The following is a 12555-nucleotide window of genomic DNA, read 5'->3' on the forward strand; positions in this document are numbered from 1 at the left end:
CGTGATGGCTGTCAGGTTAAGAAGACAATGTCCGTATTAGATTTTTATAGTCTTCCTTTATATCATGACTTTCTTCTCTAAGCTGCTCTATTTTACGACACGCATGCAGCACTGTGGTGTGGTCGCGCCCACCAAATGCATTACCCAACTCAGGCAAGCTGTGGTTGGTCAGTTCCTTGGCCAGCGCCATAGCAACCTGCCTCGGTCTGGCCACGCTTCTGCTTCTGCGTTTAGATAAAATATCAGACACTTTGATTTTGTAATAGTCTGCCACGGTTTTTTGAATATTATCTACCGTGACCAGTTTTTCCTGCAACGCCAGTAAATCACGTAATGCTTCGCGAACAAAATCAATGGTAATAGGCCGTCCGGTAAAATTAGCATTGGCGATAACCCGGTTTAAAGCGCCTTCCAATTCGCGTACGTTTGAGCGCAAACGTTTTGCAATAAAAAAAGCAACTTCGTTGGGAAGATTCATACGATTTTCCGCCGCCTTGCGCATCAAAATAGCAACACGGGTTTCCAGTTCAGGCGGTTCGATAGCAATAGTCAGCCCCCAGCCAAACCGTGACTTAAGCCGATCCTCAACACCATCAATTTCCTTAGGGTAACGATCTGACGTTAAAATTATTTGCTGGTTACCTTCCAGTAAGGCGTTGAACGTATGGAAAAACTCTTCCTGGGAACGCTCTTTATTAGCAAAAAATTGAATATCATCGATAAGCAGTGCATCTACAGAGCGATAAAACTTTTTAAAATCTTCAATTGCATTGTTTTGCAGCGCTTTAACCATATCCTGAACAAAGCGCTCAGAGTGCATATACACAATTTTTGCATTTTCACGGTTTGCCACTATGCCGTTACCCACCGCGTGCAACAAGTGGGTTTTACCCAAACCCGTGCCGCCGTAAATAAACAAAGGGTTGTAGGATCCACCGGGATTGTTGGCCACCTGCGTCGCAGCGGCCCGGGCCAACTGATTGGATTTACCCTCGACAAAATTGTCAAACTGGTAGTTAGGATTAATATTACTTTTATGCTTCATCCCCTCAGGGATAGGGATAACATTAGGTGCACGATTTGGCGCAGGCCGGGATTCCCGATGTGGCTGCGAACTCTGAGCCTGTTCTGTGTAGTGCTGCCCGGTGTCTGGCCTATGTTCATCAGTCTGCTGATTGTAACCGGAACTATTAGCAGGCCTGCTATGAGCAGTTTCGTTAGGTTGACCGTTGTACTGATAATGAGGGTTGTCTTGTCTCGAGGGCGCTGGCGCTCTGTGCTGATGCTGTTGCTGCACTGGAGCGGGATGTTCAGACGGTGCCGCCGAACGTGTATCTCTGGAAACGACCTCAAGACGCAACTGTGGTGCCTCTGGCCCACAAAACTCACTGAACAGCGCCGTTATCTTGTCGCGGTATTTATCGCGAACCCAATCCAGCACAAAGCGATTAGGTGCATAAAGCGTGACGGCCTCTACCTCTTCATGAGCACTAAGGGGTCTTATCCACATGCTAAATTGCTGAGTCGGCAATTCCTGACGCAAACGGTCAAGACAATGGTTCCATAGGGACATGTATACAATAGCTCCGATAGTCGCTACGACACCAACAATAATGTGTATGTCATAAATCCCGTCTAAAGAAAAAACAGACAGAGCGCAGACATTGGCATTAGATGATGAGCAGGAAATTTGTTATTTGATCTTATCGCTGTGGATTATCTGATCTTACTAACATAAAGTAAACGATCATCTTCGCAGATCACGCGGATCAAAATTTTATGCTTATGAATTATATGAACTATTTTATTTATCTATTCTTGGCCGGATCTCAATAACCCAGACCCCTGTACAAGCGATCAGGGCTGATCGATGGCCGCTGGAACATGCGTTAAACACGGCCTTTACACAATCATCTGTGGATAAAATGCAACAATAATTTATTTTATTCACAGCAATCAAGGCTGTAGCTACACGCTCAGGGCAAGTTAGTCGGCAGTTGTTCAAATTTTGTTTGAAATATACCTTCAATACACCATTATCCATTGACAGGAGGCCACGGGATCTCTAGAATTCGGCATCCTTTTGTATAGGCAGTGTTCGTTACCTAACAGCATTTTAAAAGTCAACGTGACTTTTCGCTAATGCGTTATTTCGTTACCGCCTGTGTTTTAACTATATAAGTGAGACTTTGGTCATGAAAAGAACATTTCAACCGAGCAACTTAAAGCGCAAGCGTTCACACGGTTTTCGTGCTCGTATGGCGACTAAAAATGGTCGCAAAATACTAGCAGCTCGCCGTGCTAAAGGTCGCGCTCGCCTTTCTGCTTAAATAAAGAAATACTTCAAAGTGGGTGAAAATCAATTTTTCAGGGAGTTACGTCTGTTAACTCCTTCCCACTTTACTTATGTGTTTAACGACGCCACACCAGCTGTTTCCCCTGCCTTTACACTTCTAGCACGTCACAATGAGTTAGGCCATCCGCGCCTGGGTATTACCTTAGCCAAAAAACGCATTCGTAAAGCCCATGACCGCAACCGGTTAAAACGACTTATTCGCGAGAGCTTTCGTCATCGTACCGGCAAACTTCCAGATATTGATATTATTGTGGTGGGAAAATCAGGTGCTGATAAGTTAACCAACGAAGAAGTGTTCGCCTTGTTAGACAAGCAATGGAAAAAATTAGTCAAGCGTTGCGCAAAATAAGTATTGCCATTCCCCTGCTACTGATAACGTTCTATCAGTGGTGCATCTCACCGATGCTGGGACAACGCTGTAGATTTCATCCAACTTGCTCGTTTTATGCCATAGAAGCATTAAAAACACATGGTTTATTAATTGGTGGTTGGTTATCGTTTAAACGCATTATAAAATGCCACCCTTTCCATCCGGGTGGATACGATCCGGTACCCAGTAAACACGATACTAAACACTCAAAATAAAGAGACCTATATGGAATCGCAACGTAGTTTTCTGTTAATTGGCCTGGCTTTGGTCAGCTTTCTGCTGTGGCAACAGTGGCAGGAAGATTATGGTCCTAAGCCAGTGGCGCCAGTTCAGTCTGAACAGTCCGCGCAGGACACTGATGTGCCGTCCGCACAAACTGACCAACTTGATGATATGCCGTCAAGCGATGCAGATGTTCCAGGCGCAATCGCTCAACCCGACATTAATAATGACCGCGCCCTACGCGTACGCACCGATGCTTTAGATGTCATCATTGATTTGCGTGGTGGAGACATTATCTCTGCCGATTTGCCTGACTTTCCGGTGAAGCAGGGGTCAGACGAACCCTACAGTTTACTACGCCCGGAGAACGGCGTGCATATTGCGCAAAGTGGGTTAGTTGGTCGAAATGGTCCGGATAGTGGTCGTGAAGGACGCCCTCGCTATACTGCGCCCCAAACCGATTATGTTATGGAGTCTCAGACACTGGAAGTACCGCTTACCTGGCAAAGTGCCGATGGCGTTACGATCACTAAAACATTTGTGTTTACACAAAATTCTCATACCGTAGATGTTAATTACACCATCAGTAACCAGTCAGACAGTGACATTCGCCTGCAACAGTTTGCTCAGCTTAAACAAACTACCGTGATACCCGATGGGGGGAATATGTTTATGCCCACTTACCGTGGTGCGGCTTACGGTACTGAGGAAGATCGTTACGAAAAATACGATTTTGGTGATATTGAAGACGATAAACTGAATATCACTACGCCAGCTGGCTGGGTCGGTATGCTTGAACACTATTTTGTCTCTGCCTGGATACCGCCTCAGGACCAGACCAATGCATTGTATTCAAAACTGTCAGCCAATCAGTATGCCATTATCGGGTTTAAAGGCCAGCCGGTCTCCGTTGCCGCCGGTGAAAGCGCAACAATTTCCGCTGAACTTTACATGGGCCCGAAAGATCAGGAAACTCTGGCAGAATTGGCTCGTGGTCTGGATTTAACGGTAGATTACGGCATTTTGTGGTGGATTTCTCAACCACTGTTTGGTCTGCTGAAATTCCTGCATAGCCTGGTGGGTAACTGGGGTGTGGCCATTATCCTTATTACTGTGATTGTTAAAGGGATTATGTATCCGTTAACGAAGAAACAGTATGAGTCAATGGCCCGTCTGCGTAACCTCGCGCCCAAAATGCAACAACTCAAAGATCGATTCGGCGACGACAGACAGAAAATGTCGCAAGCAATGATGGAGTTGTACAAAAAGGAAAAAGTAAATCCAATGGGCGGGTGCTTACCGCTAATTCTGCAGATGCCTATCTTCCTTGCGCTATACTGGGTATTACTGGAAAGTGTCGAGTTACGTCATGCTGATTTCTTCCTGTGGATCACAGATTTGTCAGTGAAAGACCCATATTTTGTGTTGCCCATATTGACCGGTGCCAGCATGTGGTTACTGCAAAAACTGCAGCCCACTACGGTAACCGATCCTATGCAGCAAAAAATTATGCAGTATATGCCTGTAGCGATGAGTGTTTTCTTCCTCTGGTTCCCGGCAGGGCTGGTCCTGTACTGGTTAGTCAGTAATGTGATTACGCTCATCCAGGCGAAGCTTATTTATGCTTCAATGGAAAAAAGAGGTATAAAAACAAAGTAGTTTAATTCAGCCCGCCTTAGCGGGCTGATTTGTCATTGAGGAGATTGTACAGTGCCATCATTTGATATTGTGTCAGAAATCAATATGGAAGAGGTACGTAATGCTACTGAAAATGCAAATCGGGAACTGTCCACCCGCTTTGACTTTCGTGGTGTGGATGCCAGTTTTGAATATAAAGACAAAACCGTTGTCATGACGGCGCAGGCAGAGTTTCAGCTACAACAAATGGAATCCATGTTCCGCAGTGCCTGTGCTAAACGTAACCTGGATACGTCAGCTATGGATGTAAAATCTATGGACCAGCATGGCAGAACCTGCCGTCAAACCATTGCTTTTAAACAGGGTATTGAACAACCTGTGGCTAAGAAAATTACCAAACTGATTAAAGAGTCAAAAGTCAAAGTCCAGGCTGCTATTCAAGGTGACCAGTTACGGGTCACAGGCAAGAAGCGTGATGATTTGCAGCAGGCAATGGCGTTAGTTAAAGCCGAAGATTTTGGTCAGCCCTTTCAGTTCACTAACTTTCGCGATTAATTATGCAGACCGCTCATAGTCCTTCAAATATCGACACTATCGTCGCCCAGGCAACAGCAGCAGGCCGCGGTGGTGTTGGTATTGTGCGAGTTTCTGGCCCGCAGGCCGAAACGGTGGCAAACCGTTTGATTCCCCAGTCGCTAACACCTCGTTATGCGACTTATACGCCTTTTGAGGACGAAAAAGGGGAAATAATCGACCAGGGTATTGCCATCTTGTTTCGAGGGCCTAACTCCTTTACTGGCGAAGATGTTCTTGAACTCCAGGGGCATGGTGGTCAGGTGGTGATGGACATGCTCATTGATGCAATACTCAAAGTAGAGGGTACCCGACTGGCGCGGCCGGGGGAATTCAGTGAGCAGGCGTTTTTGAACGACAAACTGGATCTAGCGCAGGCAGAGGCCATAGCTGATCTTATTGATGCGAGTTCTAAACAGGCAGCCAGAGGCGCTTTACGCTCTTTGCAGGGCCAGTTTTCCGATGCGATTAATACATTGTCTGACCAGATTGTTCACCTGCGGATGTATGTTGAGGCAGCCATTGATTTCCCTGACGAAGAAATCGATTTTTTGTCGGATGGGAAAGTCTCCGGCGATCTGGAAAAAATTGTTAACTCTCTGGCCAGGGTCAAATCTGATGCCCGTCAGGGTACCCTGCTTCGCGAAGGTATGCAGGTGGTTATCGCCGGGCGCCCCAACGCTGGCAAGTCCAGTCTGCTTAATGCACTGGCAGGACGGGACAGCGCCATAGTCACCGATGTAGCGGGTACCACACGGGATATATTAAAAGAGCATATCCATATCAATGGGATGCCGGTTCATATCATCGATACGGCCGGGCTCAGAGACAGTCCCGATAAAGTAGAAAAAATAGGCATTGAACGAGCCTGGAGCGCTATCGAACAAGCCGACCGTGTTTTATTTGTGGTTGATAGCACCCAGACTACCGTTATTGACCCCTACGAAATCTGGCCAGAATTTATGGCGCGTTTATCAGGCGGTATCCCCACAACGGTCATTCGCAATAAGGCCGACCTATCGGGTGAACGTATCGGTACCAATCAGTTGGATACAGCGCATGGTGAAGTTACTGTGGTCGGTTTATCCGCCGAAACCGGTGAAGGTATCGATATACTGCGTGATCATCTGGCCCAGACCATGGGGCTGGATACTACCAACGAAGGCCAGTTCATTGCCCGCCGGCGCCATCTTGATGCATTAGATAACGCCCAGTTACACGTAAATAATGGCAAAGAGCAACTGGAACAAAATATGGCAGGTGAGCTGCTTGCCGAAGAACTCAGATTAGCTCATCAGGCGCTCACTGAAATTACCGGAGAGTTTACGTCGGATGATTTACTAGGTCGCATATTTTCGTCGTTCTGCATCGGGAAGTGAACCTTATTTCTAAGTGGTAAAGCCCGGTGAAATCCATCAAAACATATCAAACTAAATTATTGTTTTATAAAGATTATATTTAGTATTACCTCAGAGATACTTTTACCGCGTTTTCTTCTAGTTTGCTCCGTTTCACTATAAATTGATCCCTATTTGCTCCAAGGTTAGAATTCTGGAGCAATGGGATCAAGATCGGACCAAAAAATGAAAGTATCTGTTAACAAGCGAAACCCCAACTCGAAAGGGCTTCAGCAGCTTCGCCTGGTGTACTACTACGGTGTGGTCGAAGGGGAGGATGGCAAGAAGCGACCTAAGCGGGATTACGAGCCTCTTGGGTTGTACGTTTATCACAACCCTAAGACTCAGGCTGAGCGGCAACACAACAAGGAAATGATGCGCCAGGCCGAAGCTGCAAAATCTGCACGCCTCGTTGAATCGCATTCCAACAAATTCCAGCTTGAAGACCGCGTGAAGCTGGCCTCAAGCTTCTTTGACTACTATGACCAATTAACCTCGACCAAAGAGTCCGGAAGCGCATCTAACTATTCAATCTGGATCTCGGCAGGTAAGCATCTCAGAAACTACCACGGCAGAGCCGAACTCACCTTTGAGGAGATTGATAAGCCGTTCCTAGAAGGGTTCCGGAAGTATTTACTGGAGGAAAAGCTCACCAAATCGAAATCCCGGCTCGCAAAGAATACTGCATCGAGCTACTTCAATAAGATCCGGGCTGCTCTGAATGAAGCATTTCGAGAGGGAATGATCAGGGACAACCCGGTTCAACGGGTAAAAAGCGTCAAAGCTGAGAACACCAAGCGAACCTACCTAACGTTGGATGAGGTTCGTGCCATGACAAAGGCAGAATGTCGTTATGATGTTCTTAAACGTGCCTTTTTGTTCAGTTGTACTACGGGCCTCCGATGGAGCGACATCAACAAACTTACGTGGAGCGAAATCGAGGAGTTTGAGCCTGGGCACTATCGAGTTATTTTTGACCAACAGAAGCTCAAAAATGGAGGGAATTCCCTGGTGTATCTGGACCTCCCGGACTCAGCCGTTAGGTTATTGGATGTAGAGAAGAGGGAGAAACCGGAAGATCGAGTGTTTACCGGCCTCAAATACAATAGCTACTTCAACGTGGCGCTGCTGCAATGGGCAATGAGAGCTGGGATAACAAAACACGTTACTTTCCACGCTGGGAGACATACATTTGCCGTAGCACAACTCAATCGAGGGGTGGACATATATTCACTGTCCAGGCTACTAGGCCATAGCGAACTCAGAACTACCGAAATTTATGCAGACATTCTCGAAAGCCGCCGAGTGATTGCCATGAGGAGCTTTCCAGACATCTTCTCGGAACGCGAACATGACGGTGACGTTTGCCCTCGGTGCGGGCAATCGACCATCGGAACTACCGTCTAGTGGTTTGGCGGCCACGACGCCGGGAGTTTGCCATAAAGTTTGATATTTCATCGTTGATCTCCCCCTGGGACTTCACACGGTTACCTTCTACCCAAGCGAGAAGGTCTGAGCGTTTGATCAACACGCGGTTTCCACCAGGCTTTGTGAACGAAATGCGTTTTTCATGGGTAAGACGATAAATGTAACTTCGTTTTGCCCCAATTAAAGCTGCGGCTTCATCAACTGTCAGATACTCTTTATCGGGCAACGGTAAAGCTGGCCTCTCGTTTTCATTGACTGCATTATCAACGAACTGAGCCAGCAACTGCTTTATCTCAGCCAGTTCGCTCATGACGAAGGAAAGTTGTTCTGCTTCGGACATCGTTCTACCCACACTGCGTTGATTTCGTTCTGATGGGTTTATGATGCAGTCTCAGACCTGGATAGCCCCCATGCGTTTCTGTCCGTTTTGGGCGCAAAGAGCCAGATGCTACAATAATTTTGTGTAGCATTCGCAGATATATTGGGAGCAATGAAATGGCGAGGACATTAGAAGAAATTCTGGAAACTGAAAAGCCCGAAATCGTTGAGGCTGCACAGGTCAAAGCTGAAAGGATGCTCAAAGAGATAGCGTGCGTCGAGAAACATGATGAGGATCAGGACGATGCCTGAAGCCAGCTCCTCATCTGTTCAATACTTGCGGACTTGTAGGCGGGAAGCAGTAGCCCCCTCACGATAGTCCAAGCAGTAAGCTCAACTTGGAATGACGGAACTTTCATCGCTGGAGCAGCTCGCTGATCATAGTTGGCACGGAGATAGTCGAGTCCAACAATGATTCCATTAGCGGGAAGTTCTATCTCAGCACCAGGCTTGACCATGGGGCCTTGGACCGACCGAAAGCCCTCCTCCTCTGGCCTGAGTCCTTTGAAGATCTTGCGAATCGCCAGCCTTCGGAGGTGCATCACAACCTCTTTGCCGTGCTCCGCACGGAGACTTTCCAGAGAAAAGAGCTGTAGATCGAGCAAGTCGTCGGGATTGGGCACTGTAACCAACATATTTATCTTCCTGTAGAAATCCGATCAACAGCGTTCCAGAATGCTTGGCAATCCTGGTACTCATTTTTCACCCGGGCTGCTTCATCGGCATCCAGCACTACATTTCCGCAGAGGCAGTGCCACCCTTTCACGCATTGAACTTCTATCCCCTTGTACTGGACATGTTTCGTTTCAAATGAAAGGTTGTCAGACTTGCAGTTAGGGCATACTGGCGATTGTTCTTCGTTCATAATTCATCTCAACTATTTAAACGTTTTGCGGAACCACTTCTCAAGAGGCTCTGACCAAAAATACGCGGCACCACAAATTGCCAGTACACCTATAATGAACAGGCTGTATCCAGTAAGTGCAGCTATCATGACTTTGCTCCAGATTCATTTTCTTTCACATGTGAAAGATTTATATCATCAGCCCGGACAACCTCAACCTCTTTGTGTTTAGGCGCGTAGAACAGATACCAGCCACCAAAGTTGGTAGTTTGTTCGCTCAGAACATTTCCAGTGGATTTGTCTATCAATGCGACGCGAATACCATCATTCTCTAATTGCCCTTCCACTTCACGAATTTCGGACAACGGAAGTCGCAGGCGGTTGACACCTCCCCGAACTAATCGACCAGACTCAACCGCCCTATACCGAGGAGACAGCCCAAAATCGCCGGAAACCTCGACATCGTATCGACGATAGGGTGTTAGTGAATCCACAATTGCAGGTGTGACTACACTTCGTTCGCCTACCCGAGCTGTGATACCAGTAACCTCTGGCTCATCAGATTGGCAAATACCATCTGCGTTCTCATCACGACAAGTAGTCAACTCTAGTGTGGCCTGATTCCGCTGGGGAAATCGAGTAAATCCAGAGCGTCCAAAAGATCCGCTGATCGAAAACGCAAAGCTCTTCTCGCCAGTAGACGAGCGATTTACGGCAGCAGACAGAGCGGCGAACTTCCAATTCCATATGTCTGCTCGAATACTTTGTTGCTGCGTCGCCCAGCCTCGGCCATAGTCTATGGCAGTATGACGGTAGGTCAGCCTTCCCAGACCAAACCGCTTGGATATTTCCCCTTGAAAGCGCTGCATGCTATCCAGCGTGGAATCGTAACTCTCGCGCTCATAGGACGCCACAGCCTGCCATCCATGGGGCATATTCGCCAGTAGCCGACCTCCGACAACTTCGGTATCAACGCCGTTACGTTCGCGCATGGAGAGGTACGGTGAGAACGACACTGATGAACGAAGCTGTCGCAGGTAAGCACTGTGGTAGGTGCGTAGCGATATTTCTTGTACTTCATAACCATCGTGCGAGCGAGAGGAATACTGAAGCGAAGGCCGGAAAAGAGAACGGTATGAAAGACTCACAGATTGTTGATTGTAGTCATCCAGGTCACTAACGCGGCCAAACACTGAAAAATCATCGCTCTGCCAAGAACCGTTGACGGTATAGCCGCTGCCTCCGAACCAGCTTGGTTCAAAAGAGAAACTGTCTCGTACATACAGAGCCGAGAGGTAGCCGCGCTCCTGGTGGTCCTGACCAGCGAATAGGGAAAGCTCGTTCGTCAGGCCATAAGATAAATAACCCGCTGCCAGAGACTCTCCGGACTCCGGCGACCTACCAGCAGCTAACCGATAGTTTAACTGTCCCACAGGAGCCAGCCGACCGGAAATAGCCCTCTCTACCGTTCGGGTATCGGTACGACCATCCGGCAACACAGCGCGGAATTCGTACCGGTTGTTGCTATAGTCCAACTCGATTTCATACGGAAACGGATCGCTCTCCAGAACCAGTGATTCGATATACGCCCCGTCACGATAAACATCAACGCGGGTGCCTCTGGGCCAGTACAGCTCTATCTGGTCAGTAGCAAAAGAGCCAGAAGCTAGGTAGGTCTCGTTGGTAAGGGAGATACCATCGAAGCCGTGCCGCTGTACGCGTCCCAGCTCAACATCTTTGACATAGGGGTTGTCTTCATTATGCCACTGAGATGAAAAATACGACTCATGCCCTCCGATCCCGGCACGTACGTCTAGGTCGAAATCTCCAACGCGGCCCGTTCCAATGACTGAGCCGGCTAGTGATTGCTCAGCCTGGCTATGATGCGTAAGGTTATAATCGACGGATTTCACATCGAGTGATGAAACCTCTGGCTCAATGAACGCCTCCGGCTCCAGGCGTTCAAGCTTCTTTGATAATCGGTGTGGGTAGAGGTATATCTTTTGTGTAGACCAAACAGTTTTGACCCTCCCCAATCCGTTCAATCGCTCAAGTGGTAGTGCCGCCTCGGCATTCACACCTACCGCCCGCCACAAAGCCACTTCAGCAGTCGCTACGTCACCATCACGTGAAACCAGAAACTCCCCTTTCAGTTGGCCGTTCACTATGAAATCCATCAAATAATCGTCCGCTACTGCGGCAGGAGAAGAAGTAACCAATGCCCCGGCAAGCGCTAAAACTTTCACATGTGAAAGTCGTCGGAGGTGAAACACTATCGCACCTCCCTAATCGGAATCCTCAGCGTAATCCGAGCATGGGAGCCGCGCTCTTGATGGCGTTCGACCGCGTAGCTAAATGCCATCCTGCTGTTTTCCGATAAGTCTCCTATCATCCGGGCTTTGATGACCTGGCGTTCGCCGGGAAGAAGTCGAATACGTCGTGGGAAAGCCTGAACTCCGTCAGGCGGCGTGACACGGACCAGTATTGGATTTTCTTGGTTGTTGGTAAGGGGGATCTCGGCCGTAGAGCTGGACGAAATCAGAATCTCGTGCTGTCGCAACTGAACTGCGTGAGCGGAAGCTGCCAGTGTCAGGGCAACAAAAAATGATATAAGAATTTTCATAAGGAACCTCCAAACAACAAATAGGGCTGGCTTCGGCCAGCCCTTATCTGTCGGAATCACTGATAATCAACAGTGATATCGACGGTCCCAGTGAATGCGCCTTCCTCCCACGCGCTCATACTCATATAACCAGCGGTAGCCTTCGTCGGTTCCTGATAGCGCCACGCCAGATACAGTTCGCCTGTTGCACTCGTTGAACTGGCGATAGGCGTACCAGCGAGAGTCGTCGGAGTAAACGAACCAGCCACAGCATCAGAGCAGTCAACCGTCGATGTTGCGACCTCAAATTTCGGCTCGCTTGCACCTCCCATAAAGGTAATTTCTGCTCCACCTGGTGCAGTCAGAACACTGAACCCCGTCATTGTGATTGAGACTGCTTTGTCTACATCACCAGCAACCTGCAGACAGCCAGGAATCACACTCTCTGCGGGATCTTTGAGAATGCCATTCGAGGACCATTGTTTGAGGTTGATGGAGCCGGTGGGCATGGTCGCACCTGGAGCACGCTCAATCTGCATTTGATAAGGCTGAATTTCTTGGATACTCAAAGCCGGAGGCATGGCGGTTACTTCTGCGGTAGCAGACCCAGTTTCAGCCATAACCGCCCCGGACGTTCCGACCAGAGCAATAACAGAGGCCATAGCAAAAGGAATAGTTTTGATCTTCATGTAATTTTCTCCTGTTAATTACGGTGTTTAACGCAGGAGCAATTATTTCGTAGATAGT

The 12555-nt window shown here is 48.1% G+C and carries 14 protein-coding genes; 8 read left to right on the top strand and 6 right to left on the bottom strand.

Annotated elements, in window-relative coordinates; genetic code table 11:
* Positions 1-16 precede the first annotated feature (16 nt).
* Positions 17-1573: a chromosomal replication initiator protein DnaA gene (dnaA, locus tag F458_RS0104325; protein WP_026294482.1), complete on the bottom strand. Its 1557-nt coding sequence runs from the start codon at positions 1571-1573 to the stop codon at positions 17-19.
* Between the two features lie 622 nt (positions 1574-2195).
* Between dnaA and rpmH the strand changes: the two genes are divergently transcribed.
* The 7 genes from rpmH (at position 2196) to F458_RS0104350 (ending at position 7963) form a co-directional block, all read left to right on the top strand.
* Positions 2196-2330, top strand: a complete 135-nt coding sequence (gene rpmH, locus F458_RS20380; RefSeq protein ID WP_049791785.1) for a 50S ribosomal protein L34 — start codon at positions 2196-2198, stop codon at positions 2328-2330.
* Between the two features lie 18 nt (positions 2331-2348).
* Positions 2349-2705 (top strand): ribonuclease P protein component, encoded by a 357-nt coding sequence (rnpA, locus tag F458_RS0104330; RefSeq protein WP_018982155.1) that lies wholly within the window; start codon positions 2349-2351, stop codon positions 2703-2705.
* Entirely contained in the window at positions 2693-2941 is a 249-nt protein-coding gene (yidD, locus tag F458_RS20385) for a membrane protein insertion efficiency factor YidD (protein WP_211213189.1), read from the top strand. Before rnpA ends, yidD begins: the two co-directional genes overlap by 13 nt.
* Positions 2942-2951: 10 nt before the next feature.
* The gene (yidC, locus tag F458_RS0104335; RefSeq protein WP_018982156.1) at positions 2952-4607 is read left to right on the top strand and encodes a membrane protein insertase YidC; all 1656 of its coding nucleotides are present in this window, start codon (positions 2952-2954) and stop codon (positions 4605-4607) included.
* A gap of 51 nt (positions 4608-4658) precedes the next feature.
* Entirely contained in the window at positions 4659-5141 is a 483-nt protein-coding gene (locus F458_RS0104340; protein WP_018982157.1) for a YajQ family cyclic di-GMP-binding protein, read from the top strand.
* Positions 5142-5143: 2 nt separating this feature from the next.
* Positions 5144-6538 (top strand): tRNA uridine-5-carboxymethylaminomethyl(34) synthesis GTPase MnmE, encoded by a 1395-nt coding sequence (gene mnmE, locus F458_RS0104345; protein ID WP_018982158.1) that lies wholly within the window; start codon positions 5144-5146, stop codon positions 6536-6538.
* 204 nt (positions 6539-6742) lie between these two features.
* A complete protein-coding gene (locus tag F458_RS0104350) occupies positions 6743-7963 on the top strand; it encodes a site-specific integrase (protein ID WP_018982159.1) in 1221 nt (406 codons plus the stop codon).
* On the opposite strand, the gene F458_RS0104355 is transcribed toward F458_RS0104350, so the two are convergent.
* On the bottom strand, positions 7953-8324 hold the full coding sequence (locus F458_RS0104355; protein ID WP_026294483.1) for a helix-turn-helix domain-containing protein: 372 nt from the start codon (positions 8322-8324) through the stop codon (positions 7953-7955). The genes F458_RS0104350 and F458_RS0104355 overlap by 11 nt on opposite strands.
* A 155-nt stretch (positions 8325-8479) precedes the next feature.
* Here F458_RS0104355 and F458_RS21140 point away from each other — a divergent pair, with 155 nt between their 5' ends.
* Complete coding sequence (locus F458_RS21140; RefSeq protein WP_018982161.1) at positions 8480-8614, top strand: hypothetical protein; 135 nt, start codon at positions 8480-8482, stop codon at positions 8612-8614.
* Here F458_RS21140 and F458_RS0104365 read toward each other — a convergent pair.
* The 4 genes from F458_RS0104365 to F458_RS0104385 all read right to left on the bottom strand — a co-directional run bounded on the left by F458_RS0104365 (position 8599) and on the right by F458_RS0104385 (position 12497).
* Entirely contained in the window at positions 8599-8997 is a 399-nt protein-coding gene (locus tag F458_RS0104365; RefSeq protein ID WP_018982162.1) for a hypothetical protein, read from the bottom strand. The two genes, F458_RS21140 and F458_RS0104365, sit on opposite strands and share 16 nt — an antisense overlap.
* A gap of 2 nt (positions 8998-8999) precedes the next feature.
* Positions 9000-9227 (bottom strand): YgiT-type zinc finger protein, encoded by a 228-nt coding sequence (locus F458_RS20635; RefSeq protein WP_156824164.1) that lies wholly within the window; start codon positions 9225-9227, stop codon positions 9000-9002.
* Positions 9228-9352: 125 nt separating this feature from the next.
* The gene (locus tag F458_RS0104375; protein WP_018982164.1) at positions 9353-11452 is read right to left on the bottom strand and encodes a fimbria/pilus outer membrane usher protein; all 2100 of its coding nucleotides are present in this window, start codon (positions 11450-11452) and stop codon (positions 9353-9355) included.
* A 433-nt stretch (positions 11453-11885) separates the two neighbouring features.
* Positions 11886-12497, bottom strand: a complete 612-nt coding sequence (locus F458_RS0104385; RefSeq protein ID WP_018982166.1) for a hypothetical protein — start codon at positions 12495-12497, stop codon at positions 11886-11888.
* Positions 12498-12555: the final 58 nt, after the last annotated feature.

The organism is Salinimonas chungwhensis DSM 16280, assembly GCF_000378185.1.
In the GTDB taxonomy this organism is placed as follows: domain Bacteria; phylum Pseudomonadota; class Gammaproteobacteria; order Enterobacterales; family Alteromonadaceae; genus Alteromonas; species Alteromonas chungwhensis.

What these genes read in the sequence shown, in the direction of transcription:
- dnaA (WP_026294482.1), bottom strand. Translation starts at nt 1,573, where the DNA reads ATGTCCCTATGGAACCATTGTCTTGACCGTTTGCGTCAGGAATTGCCG.
- rpmH (WP_049791785.1), top strand. Translation starts at nt 2,196, where the DNA reads ATGAAAAGAACATTTCAACCGAGCAACTTAAAGCGCAAGCGTTCACAC.
- yidC (WP_018982156.1), top strand. Translation starts at nt 2,952, where the DNA reads ATGGAATCGCAACGTAGTTTTCTGTTAATTGGCCTGGCTTTGGTCAGC.
- mnmE (WP_018982158.1), top strand. Translation starts at nt 5,144, where the DNA reads ATGCAGACCGCTCATAGTCCTTCAAATATCGACACTATCGTCGCCCAG.
- F458_RS0104350 (WP_018982159.1), top strand. Translation starts at nt 6,743, where the DNA reads ATGAAAGTATCTGTTAACAAGCGAAACCCCAACTCGAAAGGGCTTCAG.
- F458_RS0104355 (WP_026294483.1), bottom strand. Translation starts at nt 8,324, where the DNA reads ATGTCCGAAGCAGAACAACTTTCCTTCGTCATGAGCGAACTGGCTGAG.
- F458_RS21140 (WP_018982161.1), top strand. Translation starts at nt 8,480, where the DNA reads ATGGCGAGGACATTAGAAGAAATTCTGGAAACTGAAAAGCCCGAAATC.
- F458_RS0104365 (WP_018982162.1), bottom strand. Translation starts at nt 8,997, where the DNA reads ATGTTGGTTACAGTGCCCAATCCCGACGACTTGCTCGATCTACAGCTC.
- F458_RS20635 (WP_156824164.1), bottom strand. Translation starts at nt 9,227, where the DNA reads ATGAACGAAGAACAATCGCCAGTATGCCCTAACTGCAAGTCTGACAAC.
- F458_RS0104385 (WP_018982166.1), bottom strand. Translation starts at nt 12,497, where the DNA reads ATGAAGATCAAAACTATTCCTTTTGCTATGGCCTCTGTTATTGCTCTG.